Source organism: Cecembia lonarensis LW9 (genome assembly GCF_000298295.1).
GTDB classification, from domain to species: Bacteria; Bacteroidota; Bacteroidia; order Cytophagales; family Cyclobacteriaceae; genus Cecembia; species Cecembia lonarensis.
Genome location: NZ_AMGM01000013.1, coordinates 48,797 through 71,678 on the forward strand (window position 1 = coordinate 48,797; position 22,882 = coordinate 71,678).

Sequence of the window (22,882 nt, forward strand, 5' to 3'; positions counted from 1 at the left end):
ATGCTTTGTTTTATTGATTCATGTTTAGTTTGTCTTGGCTGTAAGCCAAGCAAGCAAGGATATTTTCTTCCTCCTTTGATAATTTTTCTTCAGGATTCAATGTGCTGATGATAGGTAGGTCTTCGGGGAAACCTTTATCCCTTACCAACCTCAGTGTTTTTGCCAGTTCATTTCCCGGCAAATCCCCAAAAGTTTTCCAATATTCCTCCTCCAGACAGGGGATTTTCAAGGGGTCCCGGGTAATCATTTCTAAGTTGAATTTGATGTCGGGATTGTATTCCATACAAAGGGCCACTGCTTTTTCCAGGTTGACCACTCCTTGTCCAAGAGGGATTTCTGAAAGTAAAAACCCCTCTTCATATGCCTTTAGCCCCATGTCTTTGATATGGGTGGAAAAGGCATAAGGCGCCAGAATTTCAATGACTTCATCCGGATCTTCCAAAAGGGAAATGTTATTTCCAAAATCCAAGGTCACCCCTGCCCATTGATTATCCAGCCACTGAATGATTTCTAACAATTCCCTGGCCCTCCAGTCCTTATGGTTTTCAATGGCAAGTTTTGCCCGATGCTTTTCTGCTATTTTGCAGGCTGTTTTTAAGGCCTTCAAGGATTCTTCCTTAAAACTGTCAAATTCTGATCGGCTTTTAAAAGTCTCATAGCGTCTTCCTCCCAAGCAAACGGTTCGGAAAATACCCACTCCGGCCGATTTGGCTATTTCAATTTGCTTTTCAAAGGTGTTGGCTTCTTTCTCTGACCTGGGAAGCCCTATACTTCCTTCAATGAACATATTAAGAGCTTTGCTTCTTTCCCTGAGTTGGCCTGCAAATTCATTGGTCCAATTTTGCACCCCAACTTGTATGCCTCCGGCACCTATTTTATGGCAGTGTTCCAATAGCTGAAGGGCATTTTGAAATCCAGGAAAATCCTGGCTGTCTACGGAGGAATTCCATCGTAGCCCATAAGAATGCACGACTATCCCCATTTTTTGCCTAGTAACAGATTTTCCCAAAACAGGTCCTGGAAAATTCATGGCCAATGCCAACATTCCCGCACTGAGGAGAAAATTTCTGCGGCTAGGGTCAAAGGGGTGTTGGGGTTCAAGTGTGGGTTTCATGGTCAAGGGTTTTGGCTGGGAGGATTTTCCAGGCGTTTGATATGCTCATTGAGTTCAGTTGCAGTCCAAGGATATACCCGCCCTTGGTTCAAATGCCGGGTAGTACCCACCAATCTCCCGCTGACCGGACCAGCTTGATTGCCCCATTCGTTTCTGATGTAGGTCAGAATGGCGGCAATGCTTCCGTCGTCCATGGTGGAATGGGAGGGCATGACAGGAAGGATTTCCGGGGCATCATATATTTTGCCGGCAATTTCCAATGGCCCTTCCATGCCGTGTAAGAGTATCAGGGCAAGGCGGGTTTCATTTTCTGTTACCCACTCCGAACCCACCAAAGGAGGACCCATTCGGGCTACACCCTTGCCATCAGAAGCATGGCATCCTGCGCAGCTTGATAGGTATTTTTGTCTTCCCAAAGCAAATTGCTTTAACTCTGATTCACTAAGGCTGACAGTGGATGCAGCAAACATTTCCGGTGAATGTCCAGGCCATTGAAACATTCTTTTGATAAAGTCTGCTTTGTTGGGGCTGAGATTTTTTTCAGCTAGTGCAATGATTGATGGTTGATCCCTATAGGTCAATAATCCTAGATTTTGACTTTCTGCTGCCTGAATGGCCATGCTGTTGAGGGCTATATTGGCTTTCCAGTCTTCATTCGGATCTTTTTTTTCTATCCATCGGACAAGCTCCCGGAGCTGCTGGGTATCTTTTTTATTGATAATCGCAGTGATCAGCATTTCCAAAAATATCTCTCTTTCGGGGTTGCTTTTTGACCAGCTTTCTGAATTCCATAAAGCTTGGGCTAACTGAAATTCCCTATTTGTCAGGCTGCTTATCAAGGCATCCCGGATCAATGGCTCTTCTCCATATTTTTCAAATAAGATTTTACCCAAATCCACTTGTTTTGCCTCAGGGAGTATGGCGGCGCTTAAGGCCAATTGGAGGGCTCTTTTTCTAGAAGCTTTTGGGGCTTCTTCTAAAAAGGATGTTTGAATTATTTCCGCCAAACTTGGTTCTTGGTTGATTTTTTCTTCCAAAAGCCTCAGGGAATGGTTGGCCAAAAGTGTGGAGGGATCAGAAATCAGGGAGAGCAAAAGATCACTGGACAAGGCCCCCATTCCTTCCAAAGTCCATAAAGCATGCATCCTGCCCAGTTCATGGGTTCCATCTTTCACCATTTTTTCCAACCCAGGGATAACTGACCGGTCTTTTCTTTCTACCAGTAACCTCTGTGATATATCTCTGTGCCACCCTATTTCATGATTCAATCTTTGCACAAGCGCTTCGCTACTTTCTTGGGATAATTTCGGAAAGGGGGATGGTTTCCATTTTTTGGGTACTATTCTCCAAATCCTTCCCATATGAATGGGTAGCACTAATTCTTTTTTCAAAGTCTGTTCCCGTAAATAGGGCGTGACGTAGCTTCCATGTTGAATCAGACCGCGGTACATATCCGCTACATACATTGCCCCATCTGGGCCTACAGCCAAATGTACAGGCCTGAATCGCTCGTCAGTTGAAGCCAAGAATTCTCTGCCAGGATTTGGGTCAAAAGCTTCCAAAACAATACCGGCCTCTCTGACCACATTCCTTTTGATCAAATTGCCAGCAGGTTCGCAGACAAAAATATTCCCATAGTAATTTTCAGAAAACAAGGGACTTCTAAAAACTACTGGGGAACAGGCTGCCGTGAATTCCAATAAGCGCCCTTCTTCATCCAATGTGCCAGGAATGTAACCCCTATTGACCGCCAGCGTGGGCCGGATCGGGTAAATTCTTCGATCCAAGGTCAAGCCATGGTCAATGCCTGAAGAGGGGCTGTGATGAGGATTTCTGTTTAAGTAATTTGGTGGAACGAGGTCTCCGTGAAGCTGTGACCAATTGTAATTATAAATCAACCTACCTTGGTCGTCGTGGCTGATGCCATATTGGCCCCTTGCTTCGGTACTATCCCTTACCCATTCTCCATTAATTTGACGGTACCGCAATTTGGATTTAGCATTGTAGTACCAATTGTCAATATTTCTGAGCAAGCCATTATCCGAATGCTCGGGTATCCCATTGGCAGCATAGGTAGGGTCAAAAAGTTCTTTCCTGTCTGCTACCAAATCCCCATCATCATCATAAGTTATCCAAAGCGCATTATTTTCTGCCACCAATGCGCCACCTTTGATCAGTCCAAGTGCCCTTGGCATGATGAGGCTGTCCAGATAAATGGTGCTTTTGTCCATTTGTCCATCGCGATTGCTGTCCTCCAAAACATTGATCCTACCCAGCGGTAAGCTTTCTCCCTCTCCATCAATATCCGGCATGAAACTTCTCATTTCAATCACCCATAGTCTTCCATCTTCATCAAAAGTGATAAATATGGGGTCCTGAACCAATGGTTCTGAGGCGACCAATTGGATTTCAAATCCACTTTCTATTTGAAAGCTTCTAAGTGCTTCTTTGGTGCTTTTGGGTGGGGAAGGGGCTGACCCATCGATAGCTTCTTGCTGCGAACAAGCAGCATAGCAGGCGAGTATGCCAATAAGGAATAAAAACCGGATGGTATGCATCTTACGGTTGGGTTAATAGGTTATTGCGGGTAGGTGCAGATTGATAATTTTTATGAAAACCGGCACTTGCCATAATATGGCATTAATTCCTCAAATACGCAATAGGGTTTTACAGCAGTGGCTAAATAATTGACTAGCAGAAAAATGAAATTGTTGTTCTGATGAGTTCCAGGAGGTTGAGATCAATATTTCAAAACTCATTATGTTAAATTCACAATAAGAATTTACCTTCTGTGTAATCCTAAGGGTGTTTTTGTTTTCAGGGAGTCTTTTTGATTAGATTGTTCATGTTTCTAAAACACTTAAACCTGATAACCATGGCAACAAACAGAAGAGAATTTTTACAAAAAGTAGGACTTGGAAGTGCCGGTTTGGGTATGGCAGCAACCATTCCTTTACATGCTATGCCCCACCCTGTTAAGTATCAAAATGTGCCTGCAGATGATGATCAATTTCTGAAGATAGGCGACGAAATAGCCAATGCAAATACGCAATATGGTAAAATCCGGGGTTACCAACTGAATGGAATATATACGTTTCTTGGGATTCCTTATGGCGCGGATACATCTGGGAAAAATAGATTTATGCCTCCCCAAAAGCCTGAACCATGGTCTGATGTAAAACATACCATTTGGTGGGGTAATTCTGCCCCTCAGATTATGGACAATCGCTATGCCAATGTTCATTACTCCTTTGCAGATCATTGGAACTATGATGATGTCAGCGAAGATTGCCTTAAGCTCAATGTCTGGACTCCTGAAATTGGGGGCGGTAAAAAACGCCCTGTTTTGGTATGGTTTCATGGTGGAGGTTTTACCAATGGCAATGCCATTGAACAGGATGGTTATCATGGGGAGAACCTGAGTAAGCAAGGGGATATTGTATTTGTGTCCATCAACCACCGCCTGGGACCTATGGGTTTCACCGACCTTTCGGGAGTGGGAAGTGAAAAGTATAAAGCTTCAGGTAATGTGGGGATGTTGGATATCATTGCAGCTTTGGACTGGGTCAAAGGGAATATTGCAAATTTTGGAGGAGATCCCAATAATGTGACCATCATCGGTCAATCCGGTGGTGGTTCGAAAGTAACGGCCACTTTGGCCATGCCCAGTTCCAAAGGGAAAGTGCAAAAAGCTGTCGCCTTAAGCGGATCTATGTTGAGAGGAATTGATCCTAATTATTCGAAAAAATTGGGGGAATATGTAATGTTGGAAGCAGGTCTTACTCCTTCAACTTTGGATAAATTGCAGGAACTGCCATGGAGAGAATACTTGGATATCTCCTATCGGGCTTTGGAAAAAATGAGAAATGAAAGAACTGGGAGCTCAAGGACAGGTTTTGCCCCTGTTGCGGATGGGGTTCATCTGCCGTCTGGAGAATTTTTCGCAGGTCCGGATAGCCATGGCTCTGAAGTTCCCTTGTTGATTTGTACCACTTTCCATGAATGGAATCCTACCAGAACAAGTCCTGAATTGGAGGCCATAGATTTTCAGGGAGTCATTGAGCAAATTAAACCAAGATTCGGAGATCAATCAGAAAGTATAGTAAAGGCTTTTCAGACCAATTTCCCCGGGAAAAAACCTGCTGAAATCTGGTCAATGATATTGTCTAACAGGTTATCGGCAGTAAACACAGCTACTGCCAAGTCCACCCAAAATGCGCCCGTATATATGGCTTGGTTTGGATGGGAGCCCAGTCTGTATAGCGGAAGGATGAGGGCCTTCCATTGCATAGATATCTGTTTTTGGTTTTCTAATACAGATAGAATGTACACCCATACGGGTGGGGGTAGTAGACCAAGGAAACTATCTGAAAAAATGTCTGATGCATTACTTTCCTTTATGCGTTCTGGTAATCCCAATAGTCCTCAACTTCCCACTTGGCCGGCTTTCACGATTGAAAAAGGGGAAACCATGGTTCTCAATGATACTTGTCAAGTACAAAATGACCCTGATAGGTCAGCTAGACAGTCCCTCCCGGTTGTCTGATTTCCAAGCTTGCCTTAAAAAGCGTAGCCAATTACCGAACATGACCTTTTCAATGTCTTTAGCGGAGTAACCTCGCTTGGATAGCAGGGAAGGAATCTTTTGAAGATCTGCGATGGTGCCCAAATCGTAAGGGCATTGCTCCTTGCCAAAGGCACCATCCAGGTCTGACCCAATCCCAATATGATCTGCGTTGCCTGCAAGTTGGCAAATATGGTCCATATGATCGATCAATACTTCGAGGTTACAGCCCATGTCTTTTGGTTTGGATTTTCCCCTTTCCCAGTTTGGTACCATCATCCATGCATCCATCGCTCCTCCAATCACGGCACCTCTTTCAATAAGCACTTTGAGTTGCTCATCTGAGAACTGACGGTTGTGGCTGACCAAAGTCCGGCAATTATTATGGCTGGCCCAAACATGACCATGGAAATGATCCATTGCCTGCCAGAAAGCATCATCACATAGGTGGGTGGCATCTAAGATGATATTAAGGCGCTCCATTTCCTTAAGCAACTCCAGCCCTTGTGGGCCCATTTTTCCACTGGCATCTGTGCCATTGGCGTATCTCCCTGGGCCATAATGTGCCGGACCCAAAGCCCGTAGGCCATTAGCATAAGCCTTTTCCAGGTAAGATATATTGACCAAGGAGTCGGCTCCCTCCAGGGATAAAATATAGCCAATGGGTTTGGGGCCAAAAGGCAATTCATTCAACCACAGATTCAGGTGTTTTTCTAAACCCTCCAAGTCTTTAATCTGTACCATCTCTCCTGCATCTTCCATGACCTTATACCAAGCCAGCTGCCCTTGGGTTTGTGCCCAGGCCTGCTCCGGGGAATGCCAGCCCGGAAGGGGATTGTCTTTGTCAACAAAGCGGGCAATTTGTGTGGCCACCACCAACCCTATATTTCCTTTTCTGAGTTCAGGCAAGGAAACCGTGGCCTTTCCCCTGTCGGGTTTATCATCCATGCCCTTTTCCCTAAGATTGATCTCAGCAACAGGTTTTCTCAGGTCCCTGTTCCATTCCAGGGCATTCATACTCAGGTCTAAATGGGCGTCTATGGTGAACATTTTCTGTTTCTTAAAATTAATGATAATTTTTGATCAGGTCTATTGAAAGGTTTGTAACCCCACTTGATCGGATGGTCAGGCACTTCGTAGTTATCGTAGGGCGTGCTGAAAAACGCCAATTGGAGAATAATTTCTTTAAATTTTGATGAATACCCCATTTATTAAGAGTAGTCTTTTTAAGCAGGTGCAAACTTATTCAATGATCTAGTTTGATTTGCGTGCACTTGAAAATTTCAAATTTTGAAATTTTCAGGCTAGCCTCAGGCATACCATCTTCTTCATTGGGCTCATTCGAAGTATAAGCATACATCTTCATTCGCCCGCTTTGAAGCTGGCATGCCTGAGACTTTTTCAGCAAGCCCTATCGTATGCATTTAGCTCATGCTGAATGCATCATTTTCCAGAAATTTGCCTTCTAACCGAATTTTTATTCATTCATCACTCTCCATTCTGAATTACGCTCCCTTCTTGATTCTTGTGCCTTTTCTTTCGGTACTAAGTTCTTATTTTTCCAGCCCTGCAACCTGGCTCCTCGCTAAAAAGCTATCAAAATAACTTTTTATAACGCTCGGCCCTCTCTCGCTTCTCGCTTCTAGTCTCTAATCTTTCACTCCAATTCAAACATTGCCTCAATCTCCACGGGAATATTATCCGGCAGCGACCCCATGCCCACGGCACTTCGTACACCAATGCCATTTTCCTCTCCCCAAACTGCAGCGAAGAGTTCGCTACACCCATTGATCACATAAGGATGTCTTTCGAAATCTCCTGTTGCATTGACCATGCCCAAGACCTTGATGACCCTTTTGACTTTATTCAGGGAGCCTATGTTGGCCTTGATGGTAGCCAGCATGGCCAGTCCCACCTGCCTAGCGGCCAATTTTCCTGCTTCCATGTCCATATCTACTCCAATTCTTCCAATGATCAGACTTCCGTCTTCCTTTACGGTGCCATGACCGGAAAGGTAAAGGTATTTCCCGTCTACCAAACATGGTTTGTATACCCCAAGTGGTTTGGGGGCGGGAGGAAGGGTAAGGCCTAAGGCCGCGAAATTTTCTTCAGCTGTTTTCATCTTTTTTTTTGAAATGTTTATAATAAATCAACCCGGTAGGGAAACATTTAATGTAATTAATAATCGCTGTGATTAAATATCAATGAATATCCAATATCAATAAATATCTTTTCCGTTAACAAGGATAATCCGAATTTTGGCAGAAATCTGGGTATCCTTTCAAATAAATATATCCAAAACCAAGACGCCCAGCAAGCCCACCACAGCCACAATGGTTTCCATCAAGGACCAGGATAGGATGGTGTCTTTTACGGAAAGGTTGAAATATTCCTTATATAACCAAAATCCTCCATCATTGAAGTGCGAAAACATCAAACTTCCAGCACCTATGGAAAGCACCAAAAGGTTGGGATCCACATGGCCCATTCCAACCATAGGGGCTATGATGCCCGCTGTGGTCAACCCGGCCACCGTAGCTGAACCCACTGCTACGCGGATAATGGCAGTGATGGTCCAGGCCAAAATAAGCGGGTGAACATCCCAACCTTGTAAGGCATCTGCAATTTCCTTGCTTACGCCAGAGGCCATGAGTACCTCTTTTAGCGCCCCTGCACCAGCAATGATCAGTAGAATCATGGCAATGTCCTTGGTGGCCACTACATAGATATCCATCAACGCTTCTGTTTTGAATTTCATTCGGATACCCAAGGTGTAGGTAGCCAATAAAATGGAAATCAACATCACCATACCTGGATCACCTATGAATTTGATAAGTGGAAACAAAGCATGGCCTTCCGATAGCTGTAAACTGAGTATCGTTGTGCCTATTAAAAGAAATACGGGGAAAAGGGCAGAAAAGAAGCTGTTGAACGTGCCCGGTAATTCACTTTCCGCTTTTGGTTTGGCCTGAAAAGTAGCCAAGGGTTTGGCCTCAATTTTTTTAAGAAATTTCGCAAAAAAGGGTCCTGCAATGATAATGGTGGGGACAGCGATAAAAAGACCATAAACCAAGGTCAAGCCCATATTGGCTCCAAACTGAGCCACCAAAGCCGCCGGTGAGGGATGGGGTGGGAGAAAGCCGTGGGTTACCGAAAGCGCCGCCAATAAGGGTATTCCTACATACACAGCAGGTAACTTATATTGGTAGGATACAGTGAATACCAAGGGGACAAGTAAAACAAAACCCACATTATAAAACAAAGGAATGCCTACAACCAAGCCTGTCAACATCATGGCCCAGGTGACATTTTTGATCCCAAAAATCCCCATCAGTACATCGGAAATCCGCTGTGCAGCACCGCTTTCCGCTACCAGCTTGCCCAACATAGCCCCCATCACAATGATGATGACCAAATCACCCAATAAGGATCCGATACCTTTTTGAATAGAACCTGCCAATAACTCCAAAGGAATACCCAATAAAATCCCTGCAACGATAGAGGAAATTAAGAAGGCAATAAAAGGATTGATTTTTAGCCAGGTGATCAGCAATATTAAAACAGCAATGCTGATCAAAAGAAATACAAAGCTCATAGGTCAGGTTTGGGTTGAGAGGACAATTTAAAAAGATATCTTAAAGCTTTTAGCGGAGCAGCAATTCTATTTGATAGATGGTTGATTTTTATTTGATAATCACCAAACGTACAATGGAAAATTTTGCCCCATCCCTAAAATGTAAGAAATAAATGCCGTCATTAAACCCGCTCAATAAATCTCCCAAATTAGCTATCAATCCCTTTCCAATCATTATTCCCTTACTGGACCAGATTTCTAAGCTGGTGTTTCCAGGATCCCAATCTTTCGGTAATTGCACCTGAATCGGACCGGAGGAATAAGGGTTTGGCCAGACCTTTAACTGTTCCTCATGGGGTAGTTCCCAGCCTTGCAACCTGAACACCCTGCTTTTGGAGTTGCTGCCATTGTTATCCACTTGTTCGATTTGGAAATATATTTGGGCTGCATGCAGACTTTCTCGGTATTCAAATTGATAATGTTGAATCTCTTCGGTATCTCCTTGGGAAGGGATTTCAGCAATTATTTCAAATTCCAGTTCAGGTCCCTGGGAACGGTGAACGAAGAATTTTTGGTTGTCTTTCTCTGCTGCGGTGCTCCAGGTAATTTTGATATTCCCATTTTTCCACATGGCACTTTCTTCCAACCAGGTCACCGGCAAAACGGATAATTCCCGATAGCTTCCTACAGTGAAACTATTGTTATGTAAATCAGAGAAATTCAGGTTTCTTCTGGCCCAAAGCAGTGTGGGATCCAAACCTGGTAAATGATCTCCCGGAGCAGCCAAACCATCACTGACAATTCTTAGGTCATCTACTTGATCGACGATTAGATTTTGTGCAGAAATCCGCATTTCCAAAGGCAAAGGGGCAGAAAGGTTGCTGAAGATTTCAAAGTAGCTCCGCAACTGGTAAAGTATGGGGGTGCCATCATGGTCATTGAAATCCGGATCCCAGTCTGCACCCGGGATTTCATGGAAACGGATCTGTAAATCGCCTCCCGGACTATTTCCAATCAACTGCAATTTCCTGATACCTCCCTGATAAAGGTCTTCAAAAGGGAAACTGGCATTGGTTGGGTCCAAGTCCATCGGCAAGCCAGCATAGTGCAAATTCCTTAAATTCAACCAAGCACCCCCTTCATACATCAACTCTCCCATTCCGAACGTATTGATAAAAAGATCAAAGCCATCGAAATTGATTTGTCCCTCCCGCATATATAATGATCCACCAATTCGTAGGTCCGAATCCAAAATCACAGTTCCTGAGGGTTTGTTGATTTCTATCGTGGACACTGTTGTAGTCCAACCCAATAATTGCTGCAAACCCGTTCCATCAAACATAATGGTACTTGGGCCATCTAGGATAGTGCCAGAATTCTCTTGAATGAGGTTGCCAGAAATGCGGATATTGGCCCGAAGCTGTTTTTCAGATGCTTCCCGAAAGCGGAGGTGATGGTAGGCTGTTGGGATTTCTGAGTTGCCAAAGGTCCGATGAATCATATTTTGGGTTCCATCTGTAGCCTCATAGCTGACCAATCCTTCCAAGATGACAGAAGCAGCATCCATTAATGGCTCATTGCCTCTCAAGACCAGTGTTCCTCCAGGTTTAAGATGGAATAGGGCTGCTGGGATGGTATTTGATCTTCTCAAAATGGATTCCAGAGGCGCCGTACAGTCCGAAATCAGTGTTGCACCCGGCTCAATAATCAAATCCCCATAAGGGCCAGTTCCGTTGAACAAAGCTTGGTTGTTAAAAGAAAAAGTCGAGCAGGCAGGAAGCCCCATGGTATTGACCGTTTGGATGACTGTTCCGGTTTGAATGATAAAAGCACTGGCCTTGAATGCGGAGTTGACTGTTAAAGTTTCTCCCGGAAGGGGGTCAAAGACCACTATATAGCGACTGTTGGTGGTATTGGCACTCCAAGATGCCCTGTCCACCACTGTCCTTGAATTCCCTTTGAAAACAATCCTTCCCGTTTCCGGATATATCCAGTCCCCCAAAGCGCTGCTAACCGTATTCAGGTGGAATATTCCCTCGATTTTTCTCATTGCTCTGAGTGCACCATATACATTAAGCTCAAAATTTTGTAAGTTCAGCTTTCTTCCGGGCTCTGCCGCACTGAAAAGATACAGGTGGTTGACCGCTTCAGGCCCTGTTAATCGTACCTCATTTCCCTGATCGATGAAGACATTGTTGTTTTGGGCAGGTTTTTGGGTTGCAGGAATCCAATTGGTGCCATCCCAAGTTTCCCAAATCCCAGGATTCTCAAAGTCTCCAGAGGCAATGCTCCTATAATCCCCGGCTTCCAAGGTTATCTGGGCCAAGACATGCCAAGAGAATATTCCTGCATTGCAATAAAAAAACGCAAGAATCCAGTAAATTCGTGCCGATCGAAATACGTTTAACATGGCTTTTCCTGTTTAAAAAGTATTTGACTGAAAAAGTAGCTTCGCTTTATAAATTTAGTTTTATGCGCTCCCTTTTGAAAAAACTACTCCTCATTTATCCGTTTATTTATCCGATTATTTTTACGTCATACGCGCAGGATTATCAAGTCAGTTTGCTGACATGTGATCCCGGAGAAGAGCTGTATTCGGCATTTGGGCATAGCGCCATCCGTGTTTTGGATAAAGAAAGTGGTCAGGACCTCGTTTTTAACTATGGTACTTTTGACTTCAATACCCCCTTTTTCTATGTCAAGTTTACCCAGAGAACCTTGGATTATATGCTCTCTGTAAGCACCTATGACAGCTTTCTGTATTCCTATCATGCTGCGCAAAGAGGGGTAAGGGAACAGGTGCTCGATTTGAATCAATCTCAGGCCAGGGATTTGGTTCAGTTTCTGCAGATCAATTATTTACCGGAAAACAGGTTTTATAGGTATGATTTCTTCTATGACAATTGCGCCACAAGGATTAGGGACGCTTTTGAACTGATATTGGGGAGAAACCTTGACTGGAATGAGCAAAGGGATTCGGAGCGCAAGACTTTCCGGAATTTGATTGACGAATATGTGTATCCTCTGCCTTGGGCAGATTTCGGGATTGACCTGGCGTTAGGAGCGGTGATTGACGTCAATGCCACAGAGCGAGAAAAACAGTTTTTACCTGATTATATGGAAGCCGCTTTTGCAAGGGCCAAAATTGTGGGGGATGGCCCGACCCGTCCATTGGTAAAATCTGATCATGTGGTTCTGGAATTTGAAGACCAAGAATACAATATGGATTTTTTCAATCCTTACATTGTATGGTGGCTATTGGCCATTGGAGTAATGGTATTGACTTTTTTTGGTTCTAAAAAAGGAAGGTTGTATAAAGGATTTGATATTGCTTTCTTCAGTATTTTGGGGCTTTTGGGCATCCTGATAATTGGCCTATGGTTTTTCACTTTTCATCCTCAGACCAAGTACAACTGGAATATACTTTGGGCTTTCCCGGGACACTTGATTATGGCGATTGCCCTGCTGAGAAACTCAGTGAAGCCCTGGCTGAAGAAATATTTCCTAATTGCACTCATCATGGCCAATTTGGCTTTGTTGTGCTGGATTTTCGGTGTGCAATCTTTTCATCCCAGCATCATACCCTTATTGTTGGTCGTGATTTTGCGAAGCAATTTCCTTTACTACAATTGGGAGAAATTAGGCAGAATGTCTAAGATAAATGTCTAGGAGCGCAAACTATTTGCCCCTTTTGTCTTGTTATACTCAGCTAAGACTTCATCAATATGGACTTCAAATTAGTATCAGAGTATCAGCCCACAGGGGATCAACCCCAGGCCATCAGTCAATTGGTGGAAGGCGTGAATGAAGGTGACCCGGCACAGGTACTTTTGGGAGTTACAGGTTCTGGAAAGACTTTTACCATCGCTAATGTCATTCAGGAAGTTCAAAAACCCACACTGGTGCTTAGCCATAACAAGACCCTTGCAGCTCAGTTGTATGGGGAATTTAAACAGTTTTTCCCCGAAAACGCAGTGGAGTATTTTATCTCCTATTACGACTACTATCAGCCGGAGGCCTTTATTCCTACTTCTGGAACCTACATTGAAAAGGACCTCTCCATCAATGATGAAATCGAAAAACTCAGGCTAAGTGCTACTTCTGCCCTCTTGTCAGGAAGAAGAGATGTGATTGTGGTAGCCTCTGTTTCCTGTATATATGGTATCGGTAACCCGGATGAATTTGGCAAAAATGTCATCCGTCTCCAGGAGGGAGACCGCATCCCAAGAAATCAGCTTTTATTTAAGTTGGTAGATATCCTGTACAGTAGGACCAATAATGAGTTGACCCATGGGACATTCCGCGTAAAGGGAGATACGGTGGATGTATTTGTGGCCTACGCTGATTTTGCCTTCAGGATTTTTTTCTGGGGGGATGAGATAGAAGCCATTCAAAGAATAGATCCAGCCACTGGAAAAAAAATATCCGATGAAAGGATCATTTCCATCTTCCCGGCCAATCTATTTGTTACCGGAAGGGATGTGATCGAAACGGCCATCCACGAAATCCAGGATGATTTGATGGCCCAGGTATCCTTCTTTGAAAAAGACATGAAGCTCATAGAGGCCAAAAGGCTCAGGGAGCGGACAGAATTTGACCTGGAGATGATCAGGGAATTGGGTTATTGTTCCGGAGTAGAGAATTATTCCCGGTATTTTGACAGGAGAAAGCCCGGCACCCGGCCTTTCTGTTTGCTGGATTATTTTCCTGACGATTATTTGATGGTGATTGATGAGAGTCACGTTACCTTACCACAGGTCAGGGGCATGTGGGGAGGAGATAGGGCCAGAAAGGTGAATCTGGTGGATTATGGTTTCCGTTTGCCCTCTGCTCTGGATAACAGGCCTTTGAATTTTGATGAATTTGAAAGTCTGATCAATCAGGTGATCTATGTGAGTGCTACCCCTGCAGATTACGAGTTGAATAAGACGGAAGGTTTGGTGGTGGAGCAGATCATCCGGCCCACGGGCTTGTTGGATCCGATCATCGATGTAAGGCCCAGTGCCAATCAGATTGATGACCTTTTGGATGAAATTGACGAAACCATCAAATCCGGGGATAGGGTATTAGTGACCACGTTGACCAAAAGAATGGCCGAAGAGCTTCAGAAATATCTGGAAAGAGCTGGTGTGAAAAGCAGGTATATCCACTCTGAAGTCAAGCCATTGGACCGTGTGGAAATATTGAGAGAGCTTAGGTTGGGGATTTTTGATGTTTTGGTTGGTGTAAACTTATTGAGAGAAGGCCTGGATTTGCCGGAGGTTTCTTTGGTAGCCATTCTGGATGCAGATAAGGAGGGGTTTTTAAGAAATGAAAAGAGTTTGGTACAGACTATAGGAAGGGCAGCAAGGAATGAAAACGGTAAGGTGATTATGTATGCCGATAGGGTGACGGAATCCATGCGTATGGCCATAGATGAGACCAAAAGGAGAAGGGGCATACAGATGGCATACAATGAAGCACATGGAATCATTCCTACCACTGTCCGTAAATCTAAGGAAAAGATATTGGGTCAGACGAAAGTGGCCGATTCGAAGAAAAATGCCAAGGTGTACGAAGAGCCTAGCTTTAACGTTGAATCTACCATTGCTGCAGATCCTGTGGTGCAGTACCTCAGCAAGGATAAATTGGAAAAACTGATTACCCAAACGCAAAAGCAGATGGAAAAAGCAGCCAAGGAGCTGAATTTCATGGAAGCCGCAAGGCTAAGGGATGAATGGCAAGGATTGAAGAATAGGTTGGCTGAACTCAGTAGACTTTCGTAAAAGAAATTCATGACACTTCAGGAAATACATAAAATTGCCCAGCAAGGGGAGGGTTTGAACACGGAGTTCAAAAAAAAGGCTGCTTTTCCTGAAAAAATTGTCAGGGAAATCATCGCTTTAGCCAATACCAATGGGGGACATTTATTAATTGGGGTGGATGATGATGGTACTGTCAGTGGACAGCGTTTTATCGAGGAGGAGGTATTTGTGATGCAGCGTGCCATTCAGGATATGATTTTCCCTTCTCTGAACTATGAAGTGGAGGTCGTCAAGCTGAATGCAAAAAAAGGTGTTGCCGTTTTTCGGATTCCTTATTCCCCTGAAAGACCCCACTATTTGTTGGAAAATAACCGAAGAAAGGCTTTTATAAGGGTAGCTGACAGGAGTATTCAGGCCAGTAAGGAGGTTTGGGAAATCATTAAACGAGGTAAAGCTGCGAAAGATGTAGGGTTTACTTATGGGGAAAAGGAAAATGTGCTGATGAAGGCCTTAGCGGAAAGAGGGCAAATTACCCTCAGGGAGTTCCAGCATCTGGCTAAATTGCCCCGATTCTTGGCCAGTAAAACTTTGGTGCGTTTGGTTTTGGCCAATGTCATCCGCATTGTGCCTCAGGAAAAAGAGGATTATTATAAAGCCGTAGAGTCATAAGGGAAGAGCAAATCCAAACCTTTGGTTAAAACCGGCTATTCCTTGAAGTCCACCGGTATGGAGCAACAAAATTTTGGCTCCTTTTGGAAAATATTGTTTTTTGATCAAATTCAGGGTGCCATAAACCATTTTACCAGTGTATACCGGATCAAGTGGGATTTGAAATTCCTTGTAGAACCATCGGATGAAATCCAATAAATCTTGTGTATGCTTTCCATAACCCCCAAAATGATAATTGTCAAGGATATTTACTTTTCCCTGTGGAATAATTCCAAATTTTTGCAATCCATCGGCAATTTCCTGATGGATAAAGCTTCCTTTGAGGGAAGAAAAGCCCAGCAGTTCCTGATGATTTTCAAGGCTATTGGCTAAGCCAAGAAGCGTCCCACCCGTGCCTATAGCACTGCAAATATGGGTGTAGGCCTTATCTTCTGTAGTCAGGATTTCGGTAGTGCCTTTGATGGCCAATGCATTGGTTCCCCCCTCTGGGATAAGGTAAAAGTCACCAAATTGCTTTTTTAGGGTTTCTATGAAGGCGACTTCTGTCTTTTGTCTATAGGTTGTCCTATCCACATAGTGCAAAACCATTCCCTGTGCTTTGGCTGAAGCTAAAGTAGGGTTCAAAGGCAATGTTTCCTCTCCCCGGATGATGCCTATTGACTTGAAACCTGCATATTTTGCAGCGGCAGCAGTGGAATAAATATGGTTGGAATATGCACCTCCAAAAGTCAATACCGTAGATTTACCTTCAATTTGAGCATGCTTCAGGTTATATTTTAGCTTGAAAAATTTATTTCCGGAAGCTTTTGGGTGAATCTGATCCAACCGTTTGATAGACAATTGGAGGCCTTGATTTTCCCATAGTGGATGCTTCAGGTTTTCAGTCGCAATGGAATTAGGAATGAGCATATTGGAAGGTATTGTATCACAAATATCAAAAACTTTGGCAAATGCCCTTATTTTTGTGAGATGACAAAGGACCTGGATAATGCAAATGGCGAAGAAGAAGAGGAGTTAGAACTCTTTGAGCATTTCAGTTTTGCAGTGGATAAAGGACAAACCCTGACGAGGATAGATAAATTTCTCACTGATAAAGTGGCCAATGCCACCCGCAATAAAGTCCAGCAAGCCATTGATGCGGGGAATGTACTTGTTAATGGAAAACCTACCAAATCCAATTACAAAATTAAGCCTTTGGATGAAATAAAGGTCTTACTGGAAAAGCCTCCCAGAGATACTGAGGTAGTAGCCGAACCCATCCCGTTGGACATTGTGTATGAGGATGATCAGCTCTTGGTAGTGAACAAACCGGCAGGAATGGTGGTGCATCCAGCACATGGAAACTGGACCGGTACTTTGGTCAATGGACTGGTTTATTATTTTAACCAATTGCCTACTATGCCAGGCAATACAGGCCGGCCTGGGTTGGTACATAGGATTGATAAGGATACCTCCGGTCTGTTGGTCATTGCTAAATCCGAACAGGCAATGACCGATTTGGCGAATCAATTTTTCCACCATCAGATTGAAAGGACCTATCTTGCCTTGGTCTGGGGTGAACCAAAGGACGATATGGGGACCATTGTAGCTCATGTGGGAAGAAGTGCCAAAGATAGAAAGGTGATGGAGGCTTATCCTGATGGTTCACAAGGCAAACATGCAGTAACCCATTGGAAAGTATTGAAAAGGTTACGTTATGTAAGTTTAATTCAGTGTAATCTTGAAACAGGTAGAACACATCAGATTAGAGCCCATATGAAGTTTTTGGGACATCCTCTTTTTAACGATGCCATGTACGGGGGAGATAAAATCCGAAAAGGAACCCAATTTTCGAAGTATAAAACCTTTGTTCAGCATTGCTTTGATTTAATACCCAGACAGGCATTACATGCCATGTCCTTGGGTTTCATCCATCCCCTCAGCAAACAAAAGTTATATTTTGAAGCTGCTCTTCCGGAGGATTTTGCAAGTGTGCTTCAGAGATGGGAGGATTATGTTGTATTTGAGAAATAAGCTTTTCAATAAAGCCTTGTTTCCATAATTTTTAGGCTGAACTTATTAAAAAATTGCATTTTTTAAAGAATTTTGGGTGGAAACTGAATTTTGATTACCAAGTTTTCAAAATAGATGACTCCGCAATCGATTTACGTTAGAAAAAGCAAAATTTATGCTTCAAAAAATAAATATAATGTAAATATTGCCTGCAATCTTTATCAAGTTTTTAATTATTCGCTTTTGGCTTTAACTTTGTAGCAACAAATGAGTTATATCATTGAGTTAATTCATGTGGGATTAAATTTTATGGTGGAGTAGAAGCTCCGAAGGTTCAAATCCTTCTCCTACATCAGGTTATTTTGGGTTTATTGTTAATTGACTAAAGCTGTGAGATTTTGTTTCACAGCTTTTTTTATTGGGTAAAACCCATTGCGAAATTCTTAATGGGCATTAAGAAATCGGTCAATGAATTATATGAAATTATATTGAAATGACTTTTTAATAAAAATAATGTAAAAAAACTCCATTTTAATTGAAATAATTTTAAAAAATGATTCACTTGATTAATTTTGAGCTGTCTTTAAAGTGAAAGACACACACTGTAGGATGTTGAAATTGGCAGACAAGCCCTCCTGTCTCGGGGGTGGGGATATTTGGATAAAGCGCACCAAGAGCTCTAGTGTTGCCTAACTGCCCCGTGGAGGTTCGAGTCCTTCTCCTACAGCAAAAAATTTGTTTCAAAATAGTCCATCAGACAAAAGTTTACGTTTATTAGATCAGATGTATGCTTTTGTCTTTTTTTATGTTTAATAAATACAGCAGGACAAATACCCTTTTTCAATGTCAATTGTATTACTTTTACTTACTGTATAGTTAATTGAATGGAGCACAAAGAGGAAGAAATTACCCAGAAGAAGTGGTATCAGAAAAGAGTTTTTCATTTTCTGGCAGGATTTCTCGTGCTTTTATTTTTCCTTCAGGCTGTCTTATATTTTGCTGGGGATTTCTTGCTCAGAGGCTATTTGAAAGAGAAAATCAGAGTAGCTTCTGAGGAGAAATATGAGATTGATTTTGAAAAAGTACATGTTTTATTTTTACAGCGGGGTTTTTCTTTTCAGGGACTTACAATTAACCCCTTAGATGAAACATTCGCCTTTTTGGAAAATATCCCCTATTACAGGGTAAATGTCCCTTATGTATCAATTACTGGCCTCAATTACCTATTTGGCTCAAAGGAATTGGTTTTGGGCAATGTGAAGTTGTCTGCTCCTGCCATTGATTTTAGATTAAAGATAGAAGAGCTAACGGATGAATTACAAGATGAATCGCCCTTGGAGATTTTACAATCAGAAATCAAAAAATCATTTTTAGAATCCCGCATCCAGGACATCAGAATCAAAACCCTTGAGATTGACAATGCGGATTTGCTGATCAAAAATTTCATTGCGCAGAGGAGTATGAAGGCCGAAAACTCCAACTTGATGGTCAAAAATATCCAATTGCTTAAGGATAGAGATCCGGCGACGCCATTCAATGCGGAGGGTTTTTATTTTGAAATTGAAAACTTTGAGCTACTTCTTGCAGATAGTGTGCATCAGGTGAGTGCTGAGCAGTTGGAGGTATCCTCTCTCGAACAATATATTAATGCGAGGAATCTTTCTATTGACCCGGATTTTTCCAGGTTTTCTGAAACTTATTTTCAGGCAAGCCTGAAAGATTTGATGTTGAGTGATGCGGATATCAACAAGGTTTTTTATACCTCAGAGGTTGAAGTTGGGAAACTCCGATTGCAAAGCCCAAAATTTGAGCTTTACACCGGGAAAACCAGAAAAAAATCTGAAGAGGGAGAAGTCGAAGCCTTTGACTTTTATGATTTGATAGATGGTATTTTAGCCTCTATAGAGATCGGTCAGTTTGATATAGAAGCAGGTGAATTTGCCCAAAAAAGTATAGCAGATCCTGATGGCTATCGTATTAAGGCTGAGCGTATCGATTTTAATATGATGGATTTTTATGTGGGTCCGGATGAGTCCAGAAAAGCCAATCGGTTTTTTTATGCAGACCAGGCGAATGTGGAACTTTATGGAGTGGATTTATTCCTTGCGGATAGTGTACATCAGGTAAAGGGGAATATTGTAAGCCTATCTTCGTCCGAAGATAAAATCACCATAGAAGGATTTAAGCTGTTCCCTATTGAAGAAACTGACACCATCCGGGGAATTACTTTGTTGGAAATCGATGTCCCACAATTAACCATCACAGATGCCAAACTTAAAAAAATCTATAATGATGGGATTGTAGATGTAAGAGATATTCTCGTAGAAAAACCGGAGATTATGCTCAGGGATGTGCGTAAAAAAGTTGATGGAAGTCCTGGGTTTGACTTCTCCGCTTTTTACTCAGAATATTTGGAAGGTATTTATGTCCAAAGGTTTGAAATTAAAGAAGGTTCCCTGATTGTAGATAACCGTTTGAGGATTCGTCAGGACAGTCTTTCTTTTGGTAAGGTCAATTTGGTGCTTGAAAACTTTGCAATAGATGAAGCCACAGAAGCCCAAGAGACGAAAAGTTTTTTTTGGGCAGAAAACCTTCAATTGGAGCTGAATGATTACGCACTCAAGTTATCGGATAACCTCCATATGTTTAAGGCAGATCGGGTTTATTTAGATACCAAAAGTGCTGAGGTGAGTGTAGAAGGCTTCACCATCAAGCCTTTTAATCCCGGTCAGATCCAGAGTATTTTGGACCGCTATGGGCGTAGTACCTCTTTGGATATTTTCGTGCCGAGATTTACCGCTGTTGGTGTCAATATCAGAGATGCATATTTTGACGAAAGATTGGTTGTAGACCGTATTAATGTACCTTCCCCTAAAATCAGTATCATGAGGCATAGGGCTTCCGCCTTAGATGGAGAGCAGGAGGATGTGGACCAAAAAGAAATACTTGATTTATTGACGAGCTATTTCAATGAAGTTCGAATTGGTTCCTTGAGTTTACAAAGGGGAACTTTAAATTATGAGAATTTAGTCAGGGAGAAACTGAGGACTTTTTCGGAGGACAATGTATCCATCACGGTACGAAACTTTTATATCAGTGCTGATACTGATCCTGAAAATCTCAGATTTCTTTATTCAGAAGAAGTGGATCTTAACCTCAATAATTATGTGTTCAATATTGCTGATGGAAAGTACAATATCTTAGCAGACCGGATCAACTTCAATACGGCACGTGAGGAAATCATCGCAGCTAATGTGAGGCTTAACCCAAGATCTAATCTACAGGATAAGACCATTGTAAGTGCTGCCATTCCTGAAATGTCCTTTAGAGGAGTTGATTTGGAAGCATTTTTATTTGAGAACACCCTAAATCTGGAAAAAGTAAGACTTGCTGAATCTACTGTTAAAGTTTTGATCAATAGGGATTTTGAGCAAGAGGATGAAGTAGCCACAAGGAGGCAAAGAAGGGATAGGAACCTCCCTAAAACAATTGATGTGGTCAATATTGATACCGTACAGGCAGAAAAGGCGCAGTTTACACTGTCATTCAAAGAAGGGGGAAGTCAATCTGAATTGATTGACACAGGGATTGATGTGGCATTTTATGACTTTTTCCTTGACTCAGCCAAGATTGCTAAGGGAGAAATAGCAGGCTTTTTCAGTGGAATGGCACTAGGTATAGATGAATTTTGGCTGACTTTGAATGACAGTGTACACCAGGTGACATTTTCTAAAGTTGAACTAGATACCCGCTATGAGGGTATATTGCTCAATAACTTTAGGGTTATCCCCCGAACACTTTCTGGTAAACCTGGGAAACCTGTCTTTTCCGGTCATATACCTGCGGCACTGATAAAAATCAACTCATTGGCTGACTTACAAAGCAGTAAAGATTTATGGGTCAAGGAGATGCGCCTTTTTAGGCCTGATGTCGAGATTTTTGTAGATCAACTTGAGTCAGAGGTGTCAGAACCCCAGGAAGCCCCTGAGGGGGTAAAAGAGTACCTGATTGAAACCTTTCAACTGGATGACTTTGAAATTGTGGAAGGACATTTTGGTTTATTTCAAAAAGACGGCTCAAAAGCACCAAGGGAAATTAGAGATGTGAACTTAGCCATTCGGGATATCAAACTCAATATGGAAGAATTTGAGGGTTTAAGCCCTAAAATGATTTTGGATAAGGATTTTGAGTTTAATTTTCCCAATTATAACCTCCTACTTAAAGATAGCCTCAATAAGGTTGCAGTTGGTTTGGTCTCCATCAAAAACAATGAAGTTATTCTATCAGATGTGATTTTTGAGCCTAGGTTTGGGAAATATGATTATTTAAGAAGACTGGGTTACCAAACTGATGTGATTAAAGTGCACATCCCTGAAATCAGAGTTGTCAAACCAGATCTTGCCCTATTCCTAGATCAAGAAATTCTCAAAGCTGAGCAACTGCTTATCAAAGACATTCAAGGGGAATTTTTCAGGGATAAGCGTTTGGACCGTCCTGAGGACATTTACCGTTTGATGCCTCAGGCGCTGATGAAGGAATTTGATTTTGTGGTCAGGCTTGACTCCTTGTTGGTTCAAAACGGAAAAATCATTTACCTTGAATTTCCTGATAAAGGAATGGTTCCAGGTGAAATTTATTTTTCTGATATGCAGGTAGCTATGGCACCCTTTCACATGGGCCAGGAAAATGAATCATATCCCTTGGATTCGGCAAGGTTGTTGGCTAAGGCCAAAATCAATGGGGTAGCTGAATTAGGCCTACAGGGTGACCTGATTTATACTGCCCCCTACCCCATGCATATTACCGCTCAGCTTGAAGCTTTTGACTTGGAGTTGATTAACTCCATTTTAAAATCCAATGCCTTTGTCAGGGTTAGAGGTGGACGTATTGATGGGGCTGATTGGCATTTTACTGCCAATGACAAGGAAGCCATAGGTCAAATGAGAATTCTTTACAGTGATTTGAACCTGGAATTATTGGAAGAGAGAACTCTTCAGAGGGGTAGGGGTAGAAAATCTATTTTAACCTTTGTATTGAATGTTTTTGCAGTCAGAAGTAATAACCCTAGGAAATTCTTTAACAATACCGTCAGTTCGAAAATCTACCACCCCAGAGATAAGGATAGGTTTATTTTTAATTATTGGTGGAGGGCCACCCTATCAGGCCTTCAGGGTAGTGTTGGACTTGGTCAACCCAAAGTGCCCAAAAGGAAAGAAGATGAGTAA

13 protein-coding genes are annotated in these 22,882 nt (G+C 42.5%); 6 read left to right on the plus strand and 7 right to left on the minus strand.

Translation table 11 applies throughout. The features are described from left to right. Window positions 1-10: 10 nt before the first annotated feature. Both B879_RS06250 and B879_RS06255 read right to left on the minus strand, forming a co-directional pair. A complete protein-coding gene (locus B879_RS06250) occupies window positions 11-1,114 on the minus strand; it encodes a sugar phosphate isomerase/epimerase family protein (RefSeq protein ID WP_009184309.1) in 1,104 nt (367 codons plus the stop codon). Window positions 1,115-1,116: 2 nt separating this feature from the next. Next, window positions 1,117-3,672: a DUF7133 domain-containing protein gene (locus B879_RS06255; protein ID WP_009184310.1), complete on the minus strand. Its 2,556-nt coding sequence runs from the start codon at window positions 3,670-3,672 to the stop codon at window positions 1,117-1,119. A gap of 317 nt (window positions 3,673-3,989) precedes the next feature. Here B879_RS06255 and B879_RS06260 point away from each other — a divergent pair, with 317 nt between their 5' ends. Beyond that, on the plus strand, window positions 3,990-5,660 hold the full coding sequence (locus B879_RS06260) for a carboxylesterase/lipase family protein (protein ID WP_009184311.1): 1,671 nt from the start codon (window positions 3,990-3,992) through the stop codon (window positions 5,658-5,660). Here the strand turns inward: B879_RS06260 and B879_RS06265 are convergent. From B879_RS06265 to B879_RS06280, 4 genes are all read right to left on the minus strand, one after another. Beyond that, window positions 5,631-6,728, minus strand: coding sequence for a dipeptidase (locus B879_RS06265; RefSeq protein ID WP_009184312.1), 1,098 nt, complete (start codon window positions 6,726-6,728; stop codon window positions 5,631-5,633). The two genes, B879_RS06260 and B879_RS06265, sit on opposite strands and share 30 nt — an antisense overlap. A gap of 607 nt (window positions 6,729-7,335) precedes the next feature. Then, on the minus strand, window positions 7,336-7,800 hold the full coding sequence (locus B879_RS06270) for a RidA family protein (protein WP_009184313.1): 465 nt from the start codon (window positions 7,798-7,800) through the stop codon (window positions 7,336-7,338). 159 nt (window positions 7,801-7,959) lie between these two features. Continuing rightward, window positions 7,960-9,273, minus strand: coding sequence for a gluconate:H+ symporter (locus tag B879_RS06275; protein WP_009184314.1), 1,314 nt, complete (start codon window positions 9,271-9,273; stop codon window positions 7,960-7,962). Window positions 9,274-9,361: 88 nt separating this feature from the next. Beyond that, the gene (locus B879_RS06280) at window positions 9,362-11,662 is read right to left on the minus strand and encodes a T9SS type A sorting domain-containing protein (RefSeq protein ID WP_009184315.1); all 2,301 of its coding nucleotides are present in this window, start codon (window positions 11,660-11,662) and stop codon (window positions 9,362-9,364) included. Window positions 11,663-11,724: 62 nt separating this feature from the next. Between B879_RS06280 and B879_RS06285 the strand changes: the two genes are divergently transcribed. From B879_RS06285 to B879_RS06295, 3 genes are read left to right on the plus strand one after another with little or no spacing between them, the layout of a single operon-like run. Further along, entirely contained in the window at window positions 11,725-12,921 is a 1,197-nt protein-coding gene (locus B879_RS06285; RefSeq protein WP_009184316.1) for a lipoprotein N-acyltransferase Lnb domain-containing protein, read from the plus strand. Between the two features lie 56 nt (window positions 12,922-12,977). Beyond that, window positions 12,978-15,017 (plus strand): excinuclease ABC subunit UvrB, encoded by a 2,040-nt coding sequence (gene uvrB / locus B879_RS06290; RefSeq protein WP_009184317.1) that lies wholly within the window; start codon window positions 12,978-12,980, stop codon window positions 15,015-15,017. Window positions 15,018-15,026: 9 nt separating this feature from the next. After that, a complete protein-coding gene (locus B879_RS06295) occupies window positions 15,027-15,665 on the plus strand; it encodes an AlbA family DNA-binding domain-containing protein (protein WP_009184318.1) in 639 nt (212 codons plus the stop codon). Here the strand turns inward: B879_RS06295 and B879_RS06300 are convergent. Beyond that, a complete protein-coding gene (locus tag B879_RS06300; RefSeq protein WP_009184319.1) occupies window positions 15,660-16,574 on the minus strand; it encodes a 1-aminocyclopropane-1-carboxylate deaminase/D-cysteine desulfhydrase in 915 nt (304 codons plus the stop codon). The genes B879_RS06295 and B879_RS06300 overlap by 6 nt on opposite strands. Before the next feature lie 60 nt (window positions 16,575-16,634). On the opposite strand from B879_RS06300, the gene B879_RS06305 reads away from it, so the two are divergent. Both B879_RS06305 and B879_RS06310 read left to right on the plus strand, forming a co-directional pair. After that, a complete protein-coding gene (locus B879_RS06305) occupies window positions 16,635-17,678 on the plus strand; it encodes an RluA family pseudouridine synthase (protein ID WP_009184320.1) in 1,044 nt (347 codons plus the stop codon). A gap of 863 nt (window positions 17,679-18,541) precedes the next feature. Then, on the plus strand, window positions 18,542-22,882 hold the full coding sequence (locus B879_RS06310; protein WP_009184321.1) for a hypothetical protein: 4,341 nt from the start codon (window positions 18,542-18,544) through the stop codon (window positions 22,880-22,882).